Genomic DNA, 22,483 nt, shown 5'->3' with positions numbered 1-22,483 from the left:
GACGAACCGATGATAAGACCTCGTACTTTACGCCCTGCTCTTTTGCACCTCGCGCTGGGAGGCGCGCTGCTTGGTGTGGCAACGATGAGTTATGCTGAAGAACAACCAGCCTACCAGAAAAATTCACCCGATATTTTGCTTGGCCCTCTGTTTAACGACGTGCAGAGTGCCAAACTGTTTCCCGATCAGAAAACCTTTGCCGATGCCGTTCCCAAAAGCGACCCGCTGATGATTCTGGCGGATTACCGGATGCAGCACACCCAGACAAGCTTTGACCTGCGCCACTTTGTGGAGATGAACTTCACGCTGCCTGCGGAAGGTGAAAAATATGTGCCGCCTGCGGGACAAAGCTTACGTGAGCACATTGACGACCTCTGGCCTGTGCTGACGCGCACCACGGATAAAGCCAGTAACAAATGGGATTCCCTGCTGCCGTTACCGAAACCTTACGTTGTGCCCGGCGGGCGCTTCCGCGAGGTCTACTACTGGGATAGCTATTTCACCATGCTGGGCCTGGCGGAGAGCGGCCACTGGGACAAAATCAGCGATATGGTGGATAACTTTGCGTATGAGATTGATACCTTCGGCCATATCCCCAACGGCAACCGCAGCTACTACCTGAGCCGCTCCCAGCCGCCGTTCTTCTCACTGATGGTTGAGCTGCTGGCGACGCATGACAAAGACGCGCTGAAAAAATACCGTCCACAAATGGAGAAAGAGTACACCTACTGGATGGAGGGTGTAGAAAGCCTTCAGCCAGGGCAGGCTAACCAGCGCGTGGTGAAGCTCGATGACGGTTCCGTACTCAACCGCTACTGGGACGATCGCGATACCCCGCGCCCGGAGTCCTGGCTTGACGATATCACCACGGCGAAGAGCAACCCTAACCGGCCTGCGACGGAAATCTACCGCGATTTGCGCTCCGCAGCGGCCTCGGGGTGGGACTTTAGCTCCCGCTGGATGGACGACCCGCAAAAGCTCGGCACCATCCGCACCACCAGCATTGTGCCCGTCGATCTGAACGCCCTGATGTTTAAAATGGAAAAACTGCTCGCGCGAGCAGGCCAGGAGGCGGGCGACAGCGCGGCGGCGAGTAAATACGAGGCATTAGCCACCGCGCGTCAAAAAGCCATTGAGCGCCACCTGTGGAACGATAAAGAGGGCTGGTACGCCGATTACGATCTCAAGAGTAAGAAGGTGCGCAACCAGCTCACGGCGGCGGCCCTCTTCCCGCTCTACGTGAAGGCGGCGGCACAGGATCGCGCCGATAAAGTGGCCGCGGCCACCTCCGCGCGCCTGTTGAAGCCGGGCGGTATTACCACCACCACAATCAACAGCGGCCAGCAGTGGGATGCGCCAAACGGCTGGGCACCGCTGCAGTGGGTGGCAACGGAAGGGTTGCAGAACTATGGGCAGGATAAGGTTGCAATGGACGTGACCTGGCGCTTCCTGAAGAACGTTCAGCACACTTATGATCGCGAGAAGAAGCTGGTGGAGAAGTATGATGTCTCTTCTACCGGTACCGGCGGTGGCGGCGGTGAATATCCGCTCCAGGATGGGTTCGGCTGGAGTAACGGCGTGACGCTGAAAATGCTGGATCTGGTTTGTCCGAAAGAGAAACCGTGCGACAACGTGCCGGAAAATCAGCCTGCGGCGAACGATGAGGCTGCGCCGGTGAAAGCTGCGGCGCAGTAAGGGAGTATTGCCGGGTGATGGCTACGCCTTACCCGGCCTTCATTTTGAACTCACAGGGATTTAGAAGCTGTAACTCGCCCCTAGCTGATACGTCCTGTCACGCCCAATCCAGCAGTTAGTCGCATCGTAGCAGGTCAGCGTCTCTTTATTGGTGATGTTCTGCATACTTGCCTTAAGCGTCAGCCCCGCCAGCGAAGGCAGAATTTCGCCCATCCGGTACGACGCCGCCAGATCGTACTGCGTGGTGCCCCCCAGCTTACCCGCATCGTTAGACGGTGAAATCTCCATCGGCCCGGTATAGCGCGCCCCGGCGCCCAGCATCAGCCCCTTCAGCGGCGTGCTCTCGAAGGTGTAGTCCCCCCACAGGTTGAACGCATTTTCCGGCACCTGAGTAGGACGCTTGCCCTGGTATTTATCATCTTCGGTATTAATTACGTGGGTGTAGGCATAGTTGGCAATCAGCGTCAGGTTGTCCGTCGGGCGGCTGATGGCGGAGAGCTCCGCGCCTTTGGATTCCACTTCACCAGTCTGACGGTAGTTCAGGAAGCCCGGGTCGGAGGTGACGACGTTTTTCTGCCGGATGTTAAACACCGAGGCGGTAAACGTCGTGGCGTACTCTGCCAGCAGATATTTTACCCCGCCTTCAACCTGCTTGCTGGTGGTTGGCTTGACGTCTTTCGCCGTGAACGTCCCCTGCGGCGAGACCGGTGCAAAACCTTCTGAATAGCTGATAAACGGCGAAATACCGTTATCGAAGGCGTAAAGCGCTCCCAGGCGTTTGGTAACGCGATCCTGCGATACCCAGGCCTTATCGCCGTTTTGCAGGTAATCGGTGGTGACGGAGCGGTAATCGTCGTAGCGCAGGCTGCCTAACAGATTTAAGCCGCCAAATTCCACCTGATCCTGCAGGTAATACCCGTTCTGCTGGTAGCTGAGGCGGTTTTTCTGGGCGGTGTAGAGCCCCAGCGCGCTTTTGTGGATTTGCGAATAGTCCGGATTACGCATATCCATGCCCGGCGTAGTCGACGCGTAGCGGTAGTGGAAATGGGAGTTCAGCCTCTGATAGTCAAACCCGGCCAGCAGATGGTGTTTCCAGTCGCCCATCGCAACGGTTTTAGTCACCTGGTTGTCGATGTTGAAGCTCTTAAGATCTTCATCGGTGGTATAGGCAAAGCGGTTAAGCTGATAGACCTCACTTCCCGTTCCCGTCGCGTAGACGCTGTTCTGGTGGGTATCGACGTCGAAATAGCGCGCTTTCTGATTAAAGCCCCAGCCGCTGTCAAACTCGTGTTCGAAGCTGTAGCCCAGCATCCACTGGCGCTGCTTAAACCCGCTCCACTCATCTCCGGCGTAATCCCGGCGATCGGCATATTTGGACCGCAGATAAGCGAGCGGCAGCGGGTTAGACGGCGTCAGGCTCGGGGAGTTTTGCGCCAGCGCATCCAGGGTGAGGCGGGTTTTACTGTCGGGTTGCCATGTAACGGACGGGGCGACCAGATAATTTTCATAGCGGCTGGTGTGCGGCTGATCGTTATTCTCCGTCGCCTTACCCAGCAGGCGGTAATTCCAGTCGCTGTCGGCAATTTGTCCGGTCGAATCGAGGTAACCTTCTTTCAGATTACGGTTCCCGGTGTTAAAACCGACCTCGGTTCGGGCTTCCCGCTGCGGCTTTTTGCTTTGAATATTTACCAGCCCGCCCGGCGAACCGCCGCCGTAAAGCACCGATGAAGGCCCTTTCAGGATATCGACGCTCTCTATTAACAGCGGATCGATGCGCGCCTTAGTGTTGCCGGTGACGTTATAGGGTAGCTGCAGTCCGTTGTAAAACTCCTGATCAACGGTAAAGCCACGAATTTTGTATTCGCTCATATAGGAGGTATTCCCCCGCACCTCGGTTGAGACGCCTGGGGCATAGCGCAGGATTTCATTCACGGAGTTCGCGTGACGCTTTTCGATCTCCGGCGCAGAGAGCGTGTTGATAACCTGCGGCGTTTTACTTTCGGCAACGGCCGATTTGGTGGCGCTGTTGGTCCAGGCCGGCAGCGCGCTGCCCTGCTCTGAGCCCGTGACGACAATGGTTGATTCTTCGGCGAAAGCCTGGACCTGCAATGCCAGCGTGACGGCACCCGCCAGGGTGCATAACGTAAAACGTGAGGAGTTCATAATGTCGTCTTGTTATTACATGTAATACGGAACGACAATTATTATCATTTAGATTAGCAAATCAATATAGCGGCAAAAAAAACGGCCCTCCGCAGAGAGCCGTTCTGTCATTTTATGCTCGTCGCAGTAATCTGAATATGCCCAGCACGACAATGGCTCCCACGACAGCGACCAGGAAACTGTGCATGTCGAAACCACTGATGTCACCACCAAAACCAAACATCGTCGCCAGCCAGCCGCCTACAACCGCACCAACGACCCCGAGTACGCAGGTCAAAATAAAGCCGCCGCCATCGTTTCCCGGCATGATCAGTTTTGCGATAGCGCCGGCAATAAGGCCAAAGATAATCCAGGCGATGATACCCATAGCAATGCCCTCTTGCAGATTAAACGCATGTACAGAAAACCTTCTGCACAGCTAACTTAAGTATAGGTCATCACCGGAAAACCAGTTTCGTCTCACCGACTTATCCTGCGGACAACGGTAAAAAAATCTCACCGGTTTGTATTAAGTTTGAGGGTGGATTGCCGATAACGCTAAGACAGTCTGTCATCAATCAAGGAGCCATCCGGCGTGAGTCATTACAGTGAGCAGTTCCTCAAGCAAAATCCGCTGGCTGTATTAGGGGTATTACGCGACCTGCAAAAAGGCGAAGTGCCGCTGCGCATCAGCTGGTCGAATAATCAATTTATCAGCAAGATCCTTGACGTCTCGCAGGAGAGGCTGGTTATTGACCTGGGCAGCCTGGAGTATGAAAACCGCGCGGCGCTGAAAGCAGAGAATATCGTGGTCATGGCCGAAACCCATGGGGCCAAAGTGGAATTTGTCCTGCCGCGTCTGGAATTGAGCGAATACCAGGGACTTCCGGCTTTTGTTACCCTCCTTCCTGGCAATCTCTGGTTTGTCCAGCGCCGTGAATATTTCCGCATCAGCGCCCCCCTTCATCCTGCCTATTTTTGTAAGGCCAAAATGCCGGACAAAAAAGAGATCCGCTTCCGTCTCTTTGACCTGTCGCTGGGCGGAATGGGCGCGCTGATGGATACCCCGAAGCCGGAGGGTCTGGTAGAAGGCATGCGGTTCACGCAAATTGAACTGGATATGGCGGGCTGGGGCCGCTTTTATTTCGATGCACAGCTGATTGCCATCAGCGAGCGCACGGTGGTGGACAGCAAAAATGAAACGATTACCACGCCGCGTCTGAGCTTCCGTTTTCTGAACGTCGGGCCCGGCGCGGAGCGCGAGCTGCAGCGCATTATCTATTCGCTGGAACGGGAAGCACGGGAACGTGCGAATAAGGTTCTGTAGGAAAAGTCGGGCAGCGAGCGCCGCCCGTTTGCGGCATTACATGGCATCCATCGCTTTCTGTACTTTCCAGATATAGCGAGGCGCCTGCGGTGCCGGATGATTTTTCGCCACATGCTCGACGAACTCATCTTTGTCCATGTCGTTGATCTCCTCAATCGCCTCTTTGCGGTCAGAGGAGAAGGTTCTGAGCAGCGCCCCGGCGCCGTTCACGTACGAGACCACCAGCGCGTATTGCATCACTTCCGGATCCTCAATGCCCTTCAGCACGCCGTGTTCCAGAATGCTCAGGTAAGCGGTCCCCATAGAAATGTTGCGTTCCGGGTTCTTCAGCTCGCTGGTCGACGGCTGGCCGCTCCAGCCCATATAGCGGTAGACCTCTCTCCCCGCCGTAGAGGCTTTCAGCTGCATCAGCCCCACCGCGTTGGATTTGCTGACAAGCGTGGGATTGCCGCCGGACTCCACCGCAATAATGGCGGTAATCAGCCGCGGGCTGACGCCCCATGCCTTCCCGGCTTTTTCACTGATCGGCATCCACTGCATGGCCCGTTTCACCGGCACTTCCGGGTTCCAGGGCGGGTTTTGATAATCATGTTTTGAACTACAGCCAGCCAGCAAAACAATCAAAAAAGCAAACCATCTCAATTTCACGTCATCTATCCTTATAGCCGGTCATCGCGGTGCGCCGCCCTTGAAGCAGGCGTCGTATACGCGGCATGATATAGACAATTAGTTTCTCATTCAGCAAGGAATTGCCATGTCTCAGTTTCATCTCATCGCGCCATCGGGCTACTGTATTAACCAGGACGCGGCGCAGCGGGGCGTTCAGCGCTTACTGGAATCCGGCCATCAGGTAGAAAATCAGACAATTATCCCCCGCCGCCAGCAGCGTTTTGCCGGAACAGAAGCGCAGAGGTTAAATGATATCAATAGCCTGGTGAACCTGGAGGGCGAAAACCGAATAGTCCTTGCGGTGCGCGGCGGCTATGGTGCGAGCAGGCTGCTTGAGAGCATTGACTGGCAGGGCCTGGCACAACGCCAGCAGCAGGATCCGCTGTTGATATGCGGCCACAGCGATTTCACCGCCATCCAGCTTGGTCTTCTGGCGCTGCATAACGTCATCACGTTTAGCGGCCCGATGCTGGCCGGTAACTTCGGCGCGCCGGAACTGGACGCGTTCACCATGGAGCATTTCTGGCGCGCGCTGCGCAATCCCACCTACAGCGTGGAATGGCAAGGCAATGGACCGCACTGGGAATGTGAGGGCCAGCTCTGGGGCGGTAACCTGGCGATGCTGGTCTCGCTCATCGGCACGCCGTGGATGCCGCAAATCAAGGACGGCATTCTGGTGCTGGAGGATATTAACGAACATCCGTTCCGCGTCGAGCGCATGTTATTGCAGCTTTATCATGCCGGTATTCTCGATCGCCAGTCCGCGATCGTGCTGGGCAGCTTCAGCGGCTCTGCCCCGAATGACTATGATGCGGGCTACTCCCTGGAAACGATGGTCGATTTCATCCGCTCGCGGCTGGATATTCCGGTTATCACCGGACTGGATTTCGGCCATGAACAGCAGACCGTTACCCTTGCGCTGGGCGCGCAGGCGACGCTTACACATGATGTTTCGGGCAGTCGGTTAACGATCGGTGGTCATCCGGTCATAAAAGCATAAAAAACCCCCTTAATAAAACGCTGTTGCCGTTGTTAATATGTTAGGGTTTTAGTAACAGCGTTAACATTGAGGTGGGAGAAAGAGAACATTGGATGCCGCAGCGATAATCAGCCTTTTCATTTTGGGTTCTGTACTTGTAACCAGCAGTATTTTATTAAGTTCATTTTCATCGCGTCTTGGCATACCCATTCTTGTTATTTTCCTGGCCATCGGCATGCTGGCCGGCGTTGACGGCATCGGCGGTATCCCCTTCGATAACTATCCCTTCGCCTACATGGTGAGTAACCTCGCGCTGGCGGTGATCCTGCTCGACGGCGGGATGCGCACTCAGGCGAGCTCCTTCCGCGTGGCCCTGGGGCCTGCGCTGTCGCTGGCGACCGTCGGCGTGTTGATCACCTCCGGCCTCACCGGGATGATGGCCGCATGGCTTTTCAATCTCAATCTGATGGAAGGCTTGCTGATTGGCGCAATCGTTGGCTCTACCGATGCGGCGGCGGTCTTTTCCCTGCTTGGGGGTAAAGGGCTTAACGAACGCGTTGGCTCAACGCTTGAGATTGAATCCGGCAGTAACGATCCGATGGCGGTGTTCCTGACCATCACGCTGATAGAGATGATCCAGCAGCACGAGACGGGCCTGAGCTGGATGTTTGCCCTGCATATTCTGCAGCAGTTCGGGTTGGGGATTGTCATCGGCCTGGCGGGGGGATACCTGTTACAGCAGACGATAAACCGCATTTCTCTGCCCTCGGGACTTTACCCTCTGCTGGCGCTGAGCGGCGGCATTCTCATTTTTGCCGTCACCACCGCGCTGGACGGCAGCGGTATTCTCGCCGTCTACCTCTGCGGGTTCCTGATGGGCAACCGCCCTATTCGCAACCGTCATGCTATTTTGCAGAACTTTGACGGCCTGGCGTGGCTGGCGCAAATCGGCATGTTCCTGGTGTTAGGCCTGCTGGTGACCCCGTCGGACCTGCTGCCGATCGCCGTTCCGGCGCTGCTGCTGTCGGCGTGGATGATCTTCTTCGCCCGTCCGCTCTCCGTATTTGCAGGCCTGCTGCCGTTTCGCGGCTTTAACCTGCGCGAGCGCGTCTTTATCAGCTGGGTCGGCCTGCGCGGCGCGGTGCCGATTATCCTTGCGGTGTTCCCGATGATGGCCGGTCTCGACAACGCGCGGCTGTTCTTCAACGTGGCGTTCTTCGTGGTGCTGATTTCCCTGCTGTTCCAGGGCACGTCGCTCGGGTGGGCGGCTAAAAAGGCCAAAGTGGTGGTGCCGCCCGTAGGCTGGCCGGTCTCCCGCGTGGGGCTGGACATTCACCCGGAAAACCCGTGGGAGCAGTTCGTCTATCAGCTGAGCGCCGACAAATGGTGCGTGGGGGCCTCGCTGCGCGATTTGCACATGCCGACTGAAACGCGCATTGCCGCCCTGTTCCGCGATAATGTCCTGCTGCACCCGACTGGCAGCACCCGCCTGCGCGAAGGAGATATTCTGTGCGTCATTGGCCGCGAGCGCGACCTGCCCGCGCTGGGCAAGCTGTTCAGCCAGTCGCCTCCCGTGGCGCTGGACCAGCGTTTCTTCGGCGATTTTATTCTGGAAGCCAGCGCCAAGTTTGCGGATGTGGCGCTCATTTATGGCCTGGATGAAGGTGCAGAAGACGGTGATAACCCGCAAACGCTGGGCGAAATCATTCAGCAGCGGCTTGGCGCTGCGCCGGTTGTGGGTGACCAGGTGGAGTTTGCCGGGATGATCTGGACGGTGGCAGAAAAAGAAGATAACGCGGTGCGGAAGGTCGGTTTGAGGCCGATGGAAGAGGACGCGGAGTAGTTTTTTTACCGGGTGGCGGCTTCGCGTCACCCGGCAAAGATACAAGTTACACCGTCACAACTGGCACTCTTGGTGCCAGGGCACACATCAGTTCATACCCTACCGTTCCCGCCGCGGCCGCCACGTCATCAATTTTGATTTCGTTGCCCCACAGCTCGACCGGTGAACCGATGCCCGCCTGCGGGCATGGCGTCAGGTCAACGGCCAGCATATCCATTGAGACGGTCCCCACCGTGCCCGTGCGCACCCCATCCACCCAGACCGGCGTGCCGGTCGGCGCGATACGCGGATAGCCGTCGGCATAACCGCCCGCGACGATGCCAATCCGCTGCTCGCCCTTCGCCCGGAAGCGGCTGCCGTAGCCTACCGTGTCGCCCGCCTTCAGCGTCTGCACACCGATGATCTCGCTGCGCAGGGTCATGACCGGCCTCAGGCCGCTGTTGGCAATATCCTGCCACTGGCCTGAGGGTGATGCACCGTACAGAACGATCCCCGGACGCACCCAGTTATAGTGGGCTTCAGGATGCCAAAGCGTCGCCGCCGAGTTCGACAGGGAGCGCGGACAATCGAGCCCTTCAGCCGCCTGCTCAATGCGGACCATAGCATCAGCAATGCCGTCTGGTTTTTCCGCATCGGCAAAGTGCGCCATCAGCGTCATTTCGCCGACGTTTTTCAGGCCACGCAGCTGCTGCCAGACCGTATGCACCCGCTCGGGCTGGAAGCCCAGGCGGTTCATGCCGCTGTTCACCTTGAGATAAATATCCAGCGGAGCGTGGAGCTTCGCATCCTGAATGGCTTTAATCTGCCAGTTGCTGTGAACGCTGGTGGTCAGGCGATACTTATCCAGCAGCGGCAGATCGTCCGCGTGGAAGAACCCCTCCAGCAGCAGAATAGGCCCTTTCCAGCCGCGCTCGCGCAGCAGGATGGCCTCTTCGAGATTCAGTAACGCAAAACCGTCGGTCGCGCCGAGCGCGCTCCATATACGGTCAATACCGTGGCCGTAGGCGTTTGCCTTGACGACTGACCAGACGCGCGAACCAGGTGCTGCCCGGCGAACAATTTGCAGGTTTTCCTTCAGGGCCTGCAGATCCAGCTGAGCCAGAACAGGACGGGACATGACAACTCCTTAATTATGCGCGCCGTGCAGGTGCTGAGGACGCGATGGCGTAAATCCTGATTGATAGCGCGCAGCACTTAAATCGTCAAACGGAATTGCCGGCGTGCGCCCGGAAATCAGGTCGCTCAGCAGCTGGCCGGAGCCGCAGGCCATCGTCCAGCCGAGCGTGCCATGTCCGGTATTGGTCCACAGGTTTTTGTATGGCGTGCGGCCCACAATCGGCGTGCCGTCCGGGGTCATCGGACGCAGGCCGGTCCAGAACGTCGCCTGTTCCACAAACCCGCCGCGCGGGAAGAGATCGCCCACCACCATCTCCAGCGTTTCACGACGCGGCTGTAGCAGCTCGGTGTTGAAGCCGACAATCTCCGCCATGCCGCCGACGCGAATACGGTTATCGAAGCGGGTAATGGCGATTTTGTAGGTTTCATCCAGGATGGTTGACACGGGCGCCCCGCTCTCCTCTTTCACCGGGATAGTCAATGAGTAGCCCTTGAGCGGGTAGACCGGAATATCGAGGATGCCTTTCAGCATGGCGGTGGAGTAGGAACCAAACGCCATCACGTAGGCATCCGCCTTTATCACCTCATCGCCGCACTTCACGCCGTAAATTTTTTCGCCTTCCGACAGCAGCTTGTCGACGGAGGTATTAAAGCGGAATTTCACCCCAGCCTGCTCGCACATCTGTGCCAGCCGCTGGGTAAAGAGCTGACAGTCGCCGGTTTCGTCATTCGGCAGACGCAGACCGCCGGTCAGCTTGTGGGCCACTTCGGCCAGCGCGGGTTCCACCTGCCCCAGCTGGCTGGCTTCCAGCAGCTGATACGGTACACCGGCATCTTCCAGCACGGCGATATCGCGGGTGGCGTTTTCATACTGTTGCTCGGTGCGGAACAGCTGCAGCGTGCCGCCCTGACGGCCTTCGTACTCAATCCCCGTCGATGCGCGCAAGGCTTTGAGGCAGTCACGGCTGTATTCCGCCAGACGCACCATGCGGCCTTTGTTTTCCATGTAGTGCCGGGTGTCGCAATTGCGCAGCATCTGCCACATCCACTTCAGCTGGAACTGCGTGCCGTCAAGGCTGATGGCCAGCGGCGCGTGGCGCTGGAACATCCATTTGATCGCCTTCAGCGGCACGCCGGGCGCCGCCCACGGGGCCGCATAGCCAGGAGAGATTTGACCGGCATTTGCCGCACTGGTTTCAAGCGCCGGGCCGGATTCACGATCGATAACGGTAACCTCATGTCCCGCCTGACTTAAATACCAGGCGCTGGTTACGCCAACGACACCACTTCCCAGTATGACAACACGCATAGCCACTCCATTATGAGCAAAAGAACAATCATCTAATTACAGATTGATAACCTAGTTGAAAATATTATTCAACATACGACTTTTTTATGGTGACTTACCTCACACATCCCCCAGCATCAGGGGACAGGGATAATTTGGGATCTCCTGCTGAGCTTTATTTTTAACCAGCATAAAATTCTGATGAGTGCGCTTTTTTTGCCGTATCAAAAACGGGAAATCGCAAAGAAAAAATTTCTGCGCCAGCACGCTTTTTAACACGTTGATCTATGCTTGAAAGGAGGCTCTCCAGACAGAGAGAGCACCCACAACGAGGGCGCGCTAATGGCTACTATTGATTCCCTGAACAAGGACAACACACGTCTGAGCGATGGACCCGACTGGACCTTCGAGCTGCTGGATGTCTACCTCGCCGAAATCGACCGGGTGGCAAAACTGTATCGCCTGGATACCTATCCCCATCAGATTGAGGTGATTACCTCCGAACAGATGATGGACGCTTACTCCAGCGTCGGGATGCCGATCAACTATCCGCACTGGTCGTTTGGTAAAAAATTCATTGAAACGGAGCGGCTGTACAAGCACGGCCAGCAGGGGCTGGCGTATGAGATCGTCATTAACTCCAACCCGTGTATCGCCTATCTGATGGAAGAGAACACCATTACCATGCAGGCGCTGGTGATGGCGCACGCCTGCTACGGCCATAACTCCTTCTTTAAAAATAACTATCTGTTCCGCAGCTGGACGGACGCCAGCTCCATCGTCGATTACCTGATCTTCGCCCGTAAATATATTACTGATTGCGAAGAGCGCTACGGCGTGGACGAGGTAGAGAAGCTGCTCGACTCCTGCCACGCGCTGATGAACTACGGCGTGGACCGCTATAAACGCCCGCAGAAAATCTCACTGCAGGAGGAGAAAGCCCGGCAGAAAAGCCGCGAGGAGTATCTGCAGAGCCAGGTGAACATGCTGTGGCGCACCCTGCCGAAGCGTGAGGAGGAAAAAACGATTGCCGAAGCGCGTCGTTACCCGTCCGAGCCGCAGGAAAACCTGCTCTATTTTATGGAGAAGAACGCCCCGCTGCTGGAGCCGTGGCAGCGCGAGATTTTGCGTATCGTGCGTAAGGTTAGCCAGTATTTCTATCCGCAGAAACAGACCCAGGTGATGAACGAAGGCTGGGCAACATTCTGGCACTACACCATTCTCAACCATCTGTATGACGAGGGGAAAGTCACCGAGCGGTTCATGATGGAATTTCTTCACAGCCATACTAACGTGGTGTTCCAGCCGCCCTACAACAGCCCGTGGTACAGCGGGATTAACCCGTATGCGCTGGGCTTTGCGATGTTCCAGGATATTAAGCGCATCTGCCAGTCGCCAACGGAAGAGGACAAGTACTGGTTCCCGGATATCGCCGGTTCTGACTGGCTGGAAACGCTGCATTTTGCGATGCGCGACTTTAAGGATGAGAGCTTTATCAGCCAGTTCATGTCGCCGAAGATCATGCGCGATTTCCGCTTCTTCACCGTGCTGGACGATGACCGCAACAACTATCTGGAGATCTCCGCGATCCACAACGAGGAAGGGTACCGGGAGATCCGCTCGCGCCTCTCCTCCCAGTACAACCTGAGCAACCTTGAACCCAATATTCAGGTGTGGAACGTGGACCTGCGCGGCGACCGCTCCCTGACGCTGCGCTATATCCCGCACAACCGCGCGCCGCTGGATAAAGGACGTAAAGAGGTGCTGAAGCACGTGCACCGCCTGTGGGGCTTTGACGTGCAGCTGGAGCAGCAAAATGAGGACGGTAGCGTGGAGCTGCTGGAACGCTGCCCGGCGCGGTTGAATACGCTGTAGCGCCACCGGGCGAAAAAAAACCTCTCGATTGAGAGGTTTTTTATTTTAGCGACTCTGAATCGCTAAATCGCCCGGCAGCGTTTTCTGCATACGGTGCCAGATTTCACCGGAGTCGTGGCCGTAGCGGCGTACGGTTTCATAAACCTGATCGTGCAGGCCTTCGGTGCAGAGCTTGCTCAGCTTATGGTAGAAGCCCAGCGCCAGACTGCGGGCTTCAGGGTTAGCGAAGTAGTGACGACCAATGCGGGTATAGAGCCCTTTCATACCGTTGAGGATCAGGCCGTAAACCGGGTTGCCGGAGGCAAACGCCAGGCCGCGAAACACGTTGTAATCGAGGGTGGCAAAGGCGTCGGCGTGATCTTCAACTTCATTCGCGCTGGCCAGCACCGCAAGCGCATCTTCAGGATGCTGACGGAAAGCGGTACGAATAAAAATAGTCGCGATGTTGGTGCGCACGGAGAGCAGATTATCAATCAGCTGCGGCACGCTTTCGTGGTCGAGGCGCGCCAGCGTTTCAAGAATGTTCAGCCCCGAGGTTTCCCAGAAGTTGTTTACCTTTGTTGGCTTGCCGTGCTGGATCGTCAACCATCCATCACGCGCCAGTCGCTGAAGCACTTCACGCAGCGTGGTGCGAGTGACGCCAATCAGTTCAGAGAGTTCGCGTTCAGCCGGAAGAATGGACCCCGCAGGGAAACGATTATTCCAGATGCTTTCAATGATGTACTCTTCCGCGAAACCCGCCGGGCTCTGCGCCTTAATGACCATAGTGAGATTTCCATTACACAGCTTTTTGCAAATTGGACTCATCATACCAGAGGCGTGCAACGGCAGGTAGCGCGGCAAAGTGAGAAAAGAGGGATCGCCGTTTCATTTTTGTGAAATTTACAATGCGGTCTTATCCGCCTCCGGGCCGCGATTTTTGCGTATACTGATGTTTTGTATTACTTAACGGGAAGGACGTCTGTTGTGGAAATTTCTTTTGGGCGCGCGCTGTGGCGCAATTTTTTAGGTCATTCTCCTGACTGGTACAAACTGATACTGCTGGTTTTCCTGGTCGTTAATCCCCTCATTTTTAGCGTGGATCCGTTTATCGCCGGGTGGCTGCTGGTGGCAGAATTTATCTTCACCCTGGCCATGGCGCTGAAGTGTTATCCCCTGCTGCCCGGCGGTTTGCTGGCGTTTGAAGCCGTTGTCATCGGCATGACGTCCGCAGAGCATGTAAAAGCAGAGCTGGCCTCCAATCTGGAAGTGCTCCTGCTGCTCATTTTTATGGTGGCCGGTATCTACTTTATGAAACAGCTGCTGCTGTTTATCTTTACCCGCCTGCTGCTGAGCATTACGTCAAAAACGATCCTCTCGCTGGCGTTTTGCCTTGCCGCCGCCTTTCTGTCGGCCTTCCTGGATGCGCTCACCGTTGTCGCGGTGGTGATCAGCGTCGCCGTCGGATTTTACGGCATTTATCACCGCGTGGCCTCCTCTCGCCCAAGTGAGGATTTACAGGACGATAGCCACGTCGAGGCGCATAACCGCGACGTGCTGGAACAGTTCCGCGCGTTTCTGCGCAGCCTGATGATGCACGCAGGGGTCGGTACGGCGCTGGGCGGCGTGATGACCATGGTGGGCGAGCCGCAAAACCTGATCATCGCGAAAGCGGCTGAATGGCATTTTGGCGAGTTTTTCCTGCGCATGGCCCCCGTCAGCGTGCCTGTTCTGGTCTGCGGGTTAGCGACCTGCATTCTGGTCGAAAAATTCAGGCTGTTCGGCTACGGCGCACAGCTGCCTGAACCAGTCCGCAAAGAACTGCATAAATTTGACGAGCAGAGCCGCAAACAGCGTACGCGCCAGGAGACGCTGCGTCTGATTGCGCAGGGGATCATCGGCATCTGGCTTATCGCCGCGCTGGCGTTGCATCTTGCCGAAGTCGGGTTGATTGGCCTCTCCGTCATTATTCTTGCCACCACCTTTAGCGGGGTTACGGACGAACATGCTATTGGTAAAGCCTTTACCGAAGCCCTGCCGTTTACCGCGCTGCTGGCGGTCTTTTTTGCGGTCGTGGCGGTGATTATTGACCAACACCTTTTCGCACCGATTATCGCGTTTGTGCTTCAGGCCTCGCCGGACTCGCAGCTTACGCTGTTCTATCTCTTTAACGGTCTGTTGTCCTCTATTTCCGATAACGTTTTTGTCGGGACGGTGTATATCAATGAGGCCAAAGCGGCGATGGAGCAAGGGATCGTCAGTACCGGGCAGTTCGACCTGCTGGCGGTAGCCATCAACACCGGAACAAACCTGCCCTCCGTTGCAACACCTAACGGCCAGGCGGCATTTCTCTTCCTGCTGACCTCGGCGCTGGCGCCACTCATACGGCTTTCTTATGGAAGAATGGTCTGGATGGCGCTGCCGTACACGCTGGTGCTCACCGTTGTTGGTTTGCTGTGCATCAAAATTACTCTCGTTCCCTGTACGCAATGGCTGCTACAAGCGGGTATACTTGCGGCGCATTAAAATTCGTTTACACTGCGCTTTCTAAGCATGTTCCAGGGAAATGATTATGTTGAGATTTTTAAACCAGTGCTCCCGCGGTCGCGGAGCGTGGTTGTTGATGGCCCTGACCGCCTTTGCGCTGGAAATGGTTGCGCTGTGGTTCCAGCACGTGATGGGACTCAAGCCCTGCGTGCTGTGCATCTACGAGCGCTGCGCGCTGTTCGGCATTATGGGTGCAGGCCTGGTGGGCGCAATTGCCCCAAAAACGCCGTTGCGCTATGTGGGTATTGCCATCTGGCTGTACAGCGCCTGGAAAGGTATTGAGCTTTCCTGGCAGCACACCATGATGCAGCTGCATCCGTCACCGTTTATGACCTGTGATTTCGCCGCCCGCTTCCCGAGCTGGCTGCCGTTGGATAAGTGGCTTCCGCAGGTGTTTGTCGCATCCGGTGACTGCTCCGTACGTCAGTGGGAATTCCTGACGCTGGAGATGCCGCAGTGGCTGGTGGGCATTTTTGTGGCCTACTTCGTCGTGGCGCTGCTGGTGCTGATTGCTCAGCCATTCAAACCGAAGAAACGCGATTTGTTTGGAAGGTAAAAGCAAAAACCCGCCACGGCGGGTTTTTTATTATCACCGATTAGGGTGATTCATGATGTGATCTTCCCAGTCCCGCACCTCGGACTCCTTCACCGCAATGTGGCGTACCGAGATACGCTCGCCGTGCATCGCCGCTTTTGAACCGGTCAGCAGAGGATGCCAGGCCGGTAGATCTTTCCCTTCCGCCAGCAGGCGATACGCGCAGGTGTGCGGCAGCCACTCAAAAGTCGGCAGATTTTCACGGGTGAGTTTGATGCAGTCCGGCTCGAACTCGAAGCGGCGTTCGTAGTTGCGGCACTGGCAGGTTTTAATGTTCAGCTGCCTGCAGGCGACGTTGGTGAAATAGATCTCATCGGAGTCTTCATCCATCAGCTTGTGCAGGCAGCACTGCCCGCAGCCGTCGCACAACGATTCCCACTCCGCGTCGGTCATTTGGTCAAGAGTTTTGCTTTGCCAGAAAGGAATGTCGTTCATCAGGATGTCCACACGTCAAAAGAAAGCGCACCTTATAACGAGTCTGGCACGTGGTTGCAAGTTTTGCCGCCCTTTGCAGGCGGCAAGATGCGGTTACAGCACGCGGGTTTTTAGCGACAGGCCGTTAAAACCGACCTCAAGCTCATCGCCGCTGGCGAGCGGGCCCACGCCTTCCGGCGTGCCGGTGAGGATCACATCGCCCGGCTTCAGGGTGAAGAAACGGCTCATGTAGGCGATCAGCGGCACGATCTTGTGGATCATATCTGCCGTGGTGCCCTGCTGGCGGATCTCGCCGTTAACCTTCAGGCTGAGCGGAGTGTCCTGCGGATCGTTGGTAAATTCATTCACCGGAACAAACCCTGAAATCGGACATGCGTTATCAAAGCCTTTGGCTTTTTCCCAAGGCTGCCCTGCCTTCTTCATTTTGCCCTGCACGTCGCGCAGGGTCAGATCCAGCGCCACGCCGTAGCCGGCAATCGCTTTCTCGACATGCTCTTCGGAAGCCTGGCGCAGCGTGGCGCCGATCAGCACGGCAAGCTCTACTTCGTGATGTACCGACCCCAGCCCCTGCGGCAGCGCCAGCGGCTGGCGGATGTCGCATAGCGCCGTCTCGGGCTTAATAAACAGGACCGGCTCTTCTGGGGTTGTGCTGCCCATCTCCTGAATATGCTTCGCATAGTTGCTGCCCACGCAGACCACTTTGCTGACGGGATAATCCAGTAATGCACCTTGCCAGTTATGATGTTGATACATGCTCGACCCCTAATCGGTTGATGTGTTATGCCCGAAAACAGCTGAGGCTATTTTTTCCCGGATGCCTCGAGGTGCTGTTTTAATAAATTCTCAGGCGGCGGTGGAAGCTGTAAATAATAGCCCTGCTCGGCTAATGCCGTTTTCACTTTTTCCAGATCGGCATTCACCAGTTTCTTACGGCCGTCCAGCGGCAGCAGCATCGCCAGCTGTGGTCGGCCAAAGTTCTTCATTAATTCTTCCGGCACGCGTGAAAAATCGTCTTTCTTTTCGACATAAAGATAGGTCTGGTCACGGCTTGTACTTCTGTAGATCACACAAAACATGTTTTTACTCTGAATTAATGGGTGGTTGCTTGCCTCAATATACTCCTGACTATAACATGCCTGATACTCTTCGGAATATCGCAGCGAATGGTTGCGGTTAATAGCAAATTGAGTAAGGCCAGGATGTCAAACACGCCCATCGAGCTTAAAGGCAGTAGCTTCACCTTATCAGTGGTTCATTTGCATGATGCAAAACCCGAGGTTATTCGTCAGGCGTTAGAAGACAAAATCGCCCAGGCTCCCGCCTTTCTGAAGCACGCCCCCGTCGTCATCAACGTCAGCGGTCTTGAGGCGCCGGTTAACTGGACACGTCTCCAGCAGGCGGTCTCCTCTACCGGGCTGCGTATTGTCGGCATCAGCGGCTGCAAAGATCCCGAGCTGAAAGCGGAAATCGACCGTGCGGGGCTGCCTCTTCTTAATGAAGGCAAAGAAAAAACCCCACGTGCAGCACCCGCTGCCGTACAAACGCCCCCTCCTGCGGCGCAAAACGTTACCTCTCTCACAAAAACGCGAATGATTGATGTGCCGGTTCGTTCCGGTCAGCGCATTTATGCGCCAAACTGTGATCTAATTGTTACAAGCCACGTCAGCGCTGGCGCAGAGCTTATTGCAGATGGCAATATTCACGTTTACGGTATGATGCGTGGACGTGCGCTCGCGGGCGCAAGTGGCGATCGGGACGCGCAAATATTTTGTACTCATCTGACGGCGGAACTGGTGTCCATCGCAGGTGAATATTGGCTGAGCGACAAGATCCCAGCCGAATTTTATGGCAAAGCGGCTCGCCTGCTTCTGGCAGACGACGCGTTGACCGTTCAACCGTTGAATTAATCCCTTTTTAACAAGGAATTTCTATGGCACGCATTATTGTTGTTACTTCGGGTAAAGGAGGCGTTGGCAAGACCACCTCCAGCGCGGCCATCGCTACTGGTTTGGCCCAGAAGGGAAAGAAAACCGTCGTTATCGACTTCGATATCGGTCTGCGTAACCTCGACCTCATCATGGGATGTGAGCGTCGCGTCGTATATGACTTCGTGAACGTCATTCAGGGCGATGCCACGCTGAACCAGGCGCTGATTAAAGACAAGCGCACCGAGAACCTCTTCATTCTTCCGGCTTCTCAGACGCGTGATAAAGATGCCCTGACCCGTGACGGCGTGGAAAAGGTGCTCGACGAGCTGAAAAAAATGGAGTTCGACTTCATCGTCTGTGACTCCCCTGCCGGCATCGAAACCGGTGCCCTGATGGCGCTCTACTTTGCTGATGAAGCGATCATCACCACCAACCCGGAAGTCTCCTCCGTGCGTGACTCCGACCGTATTCTCGGTATTCTGGCCTCCAAATCCCGCCGTGCGGAAAATGGCCAGGATCCGATCAAAGAGCACCTGCTGCTGACCCGCTATAACCCGGGTCGCGTAAACAAAGGTGACATGCTGAGCATGGAAGACGTGCTGGAGATCCTGCGCATTAAACTGGTTGGCGTTATCCCGGAAGACCAGTCCGTATTACGCGCCTCTAACCAGGGCGAGCCCGTGATCCTTGATACAACGGCAGATGCAGGTAAAGCTTACGCCGATACCGTTGACCGTCTGCTGGGAGAAGAACGTCCTTTCCGCTTCATTGAAGAAGAGAAGAAAGGTTTCCTCAAACGCCTGTTCGGAGGATAAGTTATGGCATTACTGGACTTTTTTCTCTCGCGGAAAAAAAGCACCGCCAACATCGCAAAAGAACGCCTGCAAATTATCGTTGCGGAGCGTCGTCGTAGCGACGCCGAGCCTCACTACCTGCCGCAGCTGCGCAAGGACATCCTGGAAGTGATCTGTAAGTATGTGCAGATTGACCCGGAGATGGTCACCGTACAGCTGGAGCAAAAAGACGGGGATATTTCGATTCTGGAGCTGAACGTAACGCTTCCGGAAGCGGAAGAGTCGCGTCCGTAGGTTCCTGGTGTCGTAGCCCCGGTAAGCGCAGCGCCACCGGGGGGAATATGCCGGGTATATCGCCCGGCATATTTTTATCGCGGATAACCTTCCAGCAAGGTATTCAGGCGATCGGCCATCAATACCCCGCGCCAGCCAGCCATCAGTTCCGGCACGCCATTCTGCGGTTTCAGCTTCCAGTGCCAGTTCAGCAGCTGGTTAATCTGTCTGCGTGACGCCAGCAGTTCAGCGCTCAGCTTGCTTTCCGTTGCGACATCCTGCACCAGCGCTTTGATATCCTTGAATGCTTTACGATAGCCCGGCATATCCATGAGATTCAGCAGCGTCTCAGGCAGTGCATCCTCCGGCAGCGCCTGCGCTTTGGCGACCAGCGCCAGCAGGGTTTTACCATGGAAACGGATCTCGCTGCCGGAAAGGCCAATGCTGTCCAGCTCGCCCAGGCTGCCCGGCATATAGCGCGCGACCGCCCAGAGATGCTCTTCACGCACCACAAAATTCACGGCCAGATCGCGCTCGCGCGCTTTACGCAAACGCCAGTCCGCTAACAGCTGCAGGCAGGCCAGCTGACGCGTGCGAAGCTGCCAGGCGTTGGTGATATCACGCCAGGCCTCTTTCGGGTCAACCACTTCCCGGCGACGCTGCTGCGTCATACGGCACTCGTCCAGCGCGGCAGAGAGCCAGCCGGAGGCTTCCGCCTCTTTCATCAGCTGTCCGGCAATCGGCAGCAGGTAAAACACGTCTGCCGCCGCATATTCCAGCTGACGCTCGGTAAGCGGACGCGCCAGCCAGTCGGTACGGGATTCACTTTTATCCAGCGTCAGGCCCGTGTACTCCTCCACCATGGAGGCAAAGCCCCACGATAGCGGACGACCGCTGAACGCCGCGAGGATCTGCGTATCAATCAGCGGCTGAGGCATGATGCCAAAGGTGTTAAGAAAGACTTCCAGATCTTCACTGCCCGCGTGCAGATATTTCGTTACCGCAGTATCCAGCAGCAGGTCACGCATCGGCGCCCAGTCGGTAATGCCGAGCGGGTCGATCAGCGAGACGTGCTTACCGTCGTACATCTGTATCAAACCCAGCTGTGGATAATAGGTGCGAGTACGGACAAACTCGGTATCCAGAGCGATGGCAGGAAAGTCGCGCGTCACTTCGCACAGCGAAGCCAGCTCGTCGTTGGTCGTGATCATCTGGTAATTCAAATCGGATTCTCTTTTGTTTGCGCCCATAAAAAACGCCGGCTTAACCGGCGTCTGGGCGATTAACGTGAAGCTCAGGCCTTATTGTCTACTTTGGCACGGGCTTCGTCACGTAATTCTCGTCGTAATATCTTCCCGACGTTGGATTTCGGCAGCTCATCGCGAAATTCCACCAGCTTCGGCACCTTATAGCCCGTCAGCTGACGGCGACAAAACGTTATCAGCGCTTCCTCGGTAAGAGAAGGATCTTTCTTGACCACAAATATCTTCACCGCTTCACCGCTGCTGCCGGAAGGAACGCCCACCGCCGCCACTTCCAGCACGCCGCTGTGCTGCATGACCACGTCTTCGATTTCGTTCGGATAGACGTTGAAGCCGGAGACCAGGATCATATCTTTTTTGCGATCGACGATGCGCAGGAAGCCTTCGTCATCCATCACCGCAATATCGCCGGTGTGAAGCCAGCCGTCTTTAATGATTTCGTCGGTCGCATCAGGGCGCTGCCAGTAACCCAGCATTACCTGCGGCCCTCTGACGCACAGCTCGCCCGGCTCGCCGTGAGGCACTTCGTTATCCTCATCATCCACCAGTTTTGCCTCCGTCGACGGGACCGGCAGGCCGATGCTGCCGCTGTGGTAGTCGATATCGTGCGGGTTGACGCTCACCAGCGGGGCACACTCCGTCAGGCCGTAGCCTTCCAGCAGATATTGCCCGGTTAGCTTCACCCAGCGCTCGGCCACCGCCTGCTGAACCGGCATGCCGCCGCCCGCGGAGAGATGCAGCGTGGAGAAATCAAGCTGCTGGAACTCTTTGTTGTTGAGCAGGGCGTTAAACAGGGTGTTCACTCCGGTCATGGCGGTAAACGGGTATTTTGCCAGCTCTTTCACCAGACCCGGGATATCGCGCGGGTTGGTGATCAATACGTTTTGCCCGCCCAGCTCGATAAACAGCAGGCAGTTCATGGTCAGCGCAAAGATGTGATACAGCGGCAGCGCGGTGATTACCAGCTCTTTACCCGGATGCAGCAGCGGCCCGTAGGTGGCATTAACCTGCTCAAGGTTCGCCAGCATGTTGCGGTGGGTCAGCATCGCGCCTTTGGCCACGCCGGTGGTGCCGCCCGTGTATTGCAGGAAGGCCAGGTCTTCGGAGACGACTTCAGGCTTGACGTACTGCATGCGATAGCCCGCATGCAGCGCGCGCCGGAAGGAGATAGCATCCGGCAGATGGTATTTTGGTACCAGACGTTTGACGTATTTAACGACAAAGTTAACCAGCGTCCCTTTGGCGGTGGAAAGCTGATCGCCCATGCGCGTCAGGATGACGTGCTTCACCTGGGTTTTGTCGACCACTTTTTCCAGGGTATGGGCAAAGTTAGAAACAATGACAATCGCCACCGCCCCGCTGTCGTTCAGCTGATGTTCCAGCTCGCGCGGCGTGTAAAGCGGGTTAACGTTGACCACAATCATCCCGGCACGCAGGATGCCAAACAGCGCCACCGGGTATTGCAGCAGGTTCGGCATCATCAGCGCGACGCGATCCCCTTTTTGCAGCCCAAGTCCTTCCTGCAGATAAGCCGCAAACGCCCGGCTACGCTCCTCAAGCTTACGGAACGTCATCACCTCGCCCATATTCACAAACGCGGGCTGGTCTGCGTAACGTCTTACCGAGTGCTCAAATAATTCCACCAGGGATTGATAACGGTCAGGATTGATCTCCGCAGGCACATCTGCGGGATAACGGTTAAGCCAAACCTTTTGCAATGCATCACCTCTGAAATG

The 22,483-nt window shown here is 56.2% G+C and carries 21 protein-coding genes; 10 read left to right on the top strand and 11 right to left on the bottom strand.

Annotated features, from left to right (window positions below; translation table 11 throughout):
- The first annotated feature begins 9 nt into the window (after positions 1-9).
- Positions 10-1,695, top strand: coding sequence for an alpha,alpha-trehalase (locus ACMWL8_RS00910; RefSeq protein WP_045260285.1), 1,686 nt, complete (start codon positions 10-12; stop codon positions 1,693-1,695).
- A gap of 60 nt (positions 1,696-1,755) precedes the next feature.
- Here the strand turns inward: ACMWL8_RS00910 and ACMWL8_RS00905 are convergent, their stop codons facing one another.
- Entirely contained in the window at positions 1,756-3,858 is a 2,103-nt protein-coding gene (locus ACMWL8_RS00905) for a TonB-dependent siderophore receptor (RefSeq protein WP_045260286.1), read from the bottom strand.
- A 112-nt stretch (positions 3,859-3,970) separates the two neighbouring features.
- Entirely contained in the window at positions 3,971-4,225 is a 255-nt protein-coding gene (locus ACMWL8_RS00900; protein WP_028013508.1) for a GlsB/YeaQ/YmgE family stress response membrane protein, read from the bottom strand.
- Between the two features lie 207 nt (positions 4,226-4,432).
- On the opposite strand from ACMWL8_RS00900, the gene ycgR reads away from it, so the two are divergent.
- Positions 4,433-5,164, top strand: coding sequence for a flagellar brake protein YcgR (ycgR, locus tag ACMWL8_RS00895; protein WP_028013509.1), 732 nt, complete (start codon positions 4,433-4,435; stop codon positions 5,162-5,164).
- Between the two features lie 36 nt (positions 5,165-5,200).
- Here ycgR and emtA read toward each other — a convergent pair whose 3' ends face one another.
- A complete protein-coding gene (gene emtA, locus ACMWL8_RS00890; RefSeq protein ID WP_028013510.1) occupies positions 5,201-5,812 on the bottom strand; it encodes a membrane-bound lytic murein transglycosylase EmtA in 612 nt (203 codons plus the stop codon).
- A gap of 106 nt (positions 5,813-5,918) precedes the next feature.
- Between emtA and ldcA the strand changes: the two genes are divergently transcribed.
- Together ldcA and ACMWL8_RS00880 are read left to right on the top strand one after the other, a co-directional pair.
- Positions 5,919-6,833 carry a muramoyltetrapeptide carboxypeptidase gene (ldcA, locus tag ACMWL8_RS00885; RefSeq protein ID WP_045260287.1) on the top strand — a complete coding sequence of 305 codons (915 nt, stop codon included), beginning with the start codon at positions 5,919-5,921 and terminating at the stop codon, positions 6,831-6,833.
- An 88-nt stretch (positions 6,834-6,921) separates the two neighbouring features.
- The gene (locus ACMWL8_RS00880) at positions 6,922-8,655 is read left to right on the top strand and encodes a potassium/proton antiporter (protein WP_041909504.1); all 1,734 of its coding nucleotides are present in this window, start codon (positions 6,922-6,924) and stop codon (positions 8,653-8,655) included.
- A gap of 46 nt (positions 8,656-8,701) precedes the next feature.
- Here the strand turns inward: ACMWL8_RS00880 and dadX are convergent, their stop codons facing one another.
- A complete protein-coding gene (gene dadX, locus ACMWL8_RS00875; protein ID WP_028013513.1) occupies positions 8,702-9,772 on the bottom strand; it encodes a catabolic alanine racemase DadX in 1,071 nt (356 codons plus the stop codon).
- Positions 9,773-9,781: 9 nt separating this feature from the next.
- Positions 9,782-11,080 (bottom strand): D-amino acid dehydrogenase, encoded by a 1,299-nt coding sequence (locus ACMWL8_RS00870; protein ID WP_041909503.1) that lies wholly within the window; start codon positions 11,078-11,080, stop codon positions 9,782-9,784.
- A gap of 321 nt (positions 11,081-11,401) precedes the next feature.
- Between ACMWL8_RS00870 and ACMWL8_RS00865 the strand changes: the two genes are divergently transcribed.
- A complete protein-coding gene (locus tag ACMWL8_RS00865; RefSeq protein WP_023293929.1) occupies positions 11,402-12,934 on the top strand; it encodes a SpoVR family protein in 1,533 nt (510 codons plus the stop codon).
- Positions 12,935-12,979: 45 nt separating this feature from the next.
- Here ACMWL8_RS00865 and fadR read toward each other — a convergent pair whose 3' ends face one another.
- On the bottom strand, positions 12,980-13,699 hold the full coding sequence (fadR, locus tag ACMWL8_RS00860) for a fatty acid metabolism transcriptional regulator FadR (protein WP_028013515.1): 720 nt from the start codon (positions 13,697-13,699) through the stop codon (positions 12,980-12,982).
- Positions 13,700-13,900: 201 nt separating this feature from the next.
- On the opposite strand from fadR, the gene nhaB reads away from it, so the two are divergent.
- Both nhaB and dsbB read left to right on the top strand, forming a co-directional pair.
- A complete protein-coding gene (nhaB, locus tag ACMWL8_RS00855) occupies positions 13,901-15,439 on the top strand; it encodes a sodium/proton antiporter NhaB (protein ID WP_045260288.1) in 1,539 nt (512 codons plus the stop codon).
- A 46-nt stretch (positions 15,440-15,485) separates the two neighbouring features.
- On the top strand, positions 15,486-16,016 hold the full coding sequence (gene dsbB, locus ACMWL8_RS00850; RefSeq protein WP_028013517.1) for a disulfide bond formation protein DsbB: 531 nt from the start codon (positions 15,486-15,488) through the stop codon (positions 16,014-16,016).
- Between the two features lie 33 nt (positions 16,017-16,049).
- On the opposite strand, the gene ACMWL8_RS00845 is transcribed toward dsbB, so the two are convergent.
- The 3 genes from ACMWL8_RS00845 to ACMWL8_RS00835 form a co-directional block, all read right to left on the bottom strand.
- Positions 16,050-16,490, bottom strand: coding sequence for a YcgN family cysteine cluster protein (locus ACMWL8_RS00845; RefSeq protein WP_028013518.1), 441 nt, complete (start codon positions 16,488-16,490; stop codon positions 16,050-16,052).
- A 93-nt stretch (positions 16,491-16,583) separates the two neighbouring features.
- Positions 16,584-17,243, bottom strand: coding sequence for a fumarylacetoacetate hydrolase family protein (locus tag ACMWL8_RS00840; RefSeq protein ID WP_045260289.1), 660 nt, complete (start codon positions 17,241-17,243; stop codon positions 16,584-16,586).
- 47 nt (positions 17,244-17,290) lie between these two features.
- Positions 17,291-17,566, bottom strand: coding sequence for a YcgL domain-containing protein (locus tag ACMWL8_RS00835; protein ID WP_041909499.1), 276 nt, complete (start codon positions 17,564-17,566; stop codon positions 17,291-17,293).
- A gap of 123 nt (positions 17,567-17,689) precedes the next feature.
- Here ACMWL8_RS00835 and minC point away from each other — a divergent pair, with 123 nt between their 5' ends.
- The 3 genes from minC to minE are packed head-to-tail and all read left to right on the top strand — an operon-like array spanning position 17,690 to position 19,506.
- Positions 17,690-18,397 carry a septum site-determining protein MinC gene (minC, locus tag ACMWL8_RS00830; protein WP_045260290.1) on the top strand — a complete coding sequence of 236 codons (708 nt, stop codon included), beginning with the start codon at positions 17,690-17,692 and terminating at the stop codon, positions 18,395-18,397.
- Between the two features lie 23 nt (positions 18,398-18,420).
- Positions 18,421-19,233 (top strand): septum site-determining protein MinD, encoded by an 813-nt coding sequence (minD, locus tag ACMWL8_RS00825; RefSeq protein ID WP_045260291.1) that lies wholly within the window; start codon positions 18,421-18,423, stop codon positions 19,231-19,233.
- 3 nt (positions 19,234-19,236) lie between these two features.
- On the top strand, positions 19,237-19,506 hold the full coding sequence (minE, locus tag ACMWL8_RS00820) for a cell division topological specificity factor MinE (RefSeq protein WP_010432714.1): 270 nt from the start codon (positions 19,237-19,239) through the stop codon (positions 19,504-19,506).
- A gap of 74 nt (positions 19,507-19,580) precedes the next feature.
- On the opposite strand, the gene rnd is transcribed toward minE, so the two are convergent.
- Positions 19,581-20,708: a ribonuclease D gene (rnd, locus tag ACMWL8_RS00815; RefSeq protein ID WP_120266865.1), complete on the bottom strand. Its 1,128-nt coding sequence runs from the start codon at positions 20,706-20,708 to the stop codon at positions 19,581-19,583.
- 71 nt (positions 20,709-20,779) lie between these two features.
- Complete coding sequence (fadD, locus tag ACMWL8_RS00810) at positions 20,780-22,465, bottom strand: long-chain-fatty-acid--CoA ligase FadD (RefSeq protein ID WP_072252102.1); 1,686 nt, start codon at positions 22,463-22,465, stop codon at positions 20,780-20,782.
- Positions 22,466-22,483 lie beyond the last annotated feature (18 nt).

Origin of the sequence: Enterobacter sp. 04-C-12-SI-ECC, assembly GCF_047530715.1 — a bacterium.
GTDB classification, from domain to species: Bacteria; Pseudomonadota; Gammaproteobacteria; order Enterobacterales; family Enterobacteriaceae; genus Enterobacter; species Enterobacter bugandensis.
The sequence above is the reverse complement of the archived record's forward strand: the minus strand, read 5'-3'. Positions and strand labels throughout refer to the sequence as shown.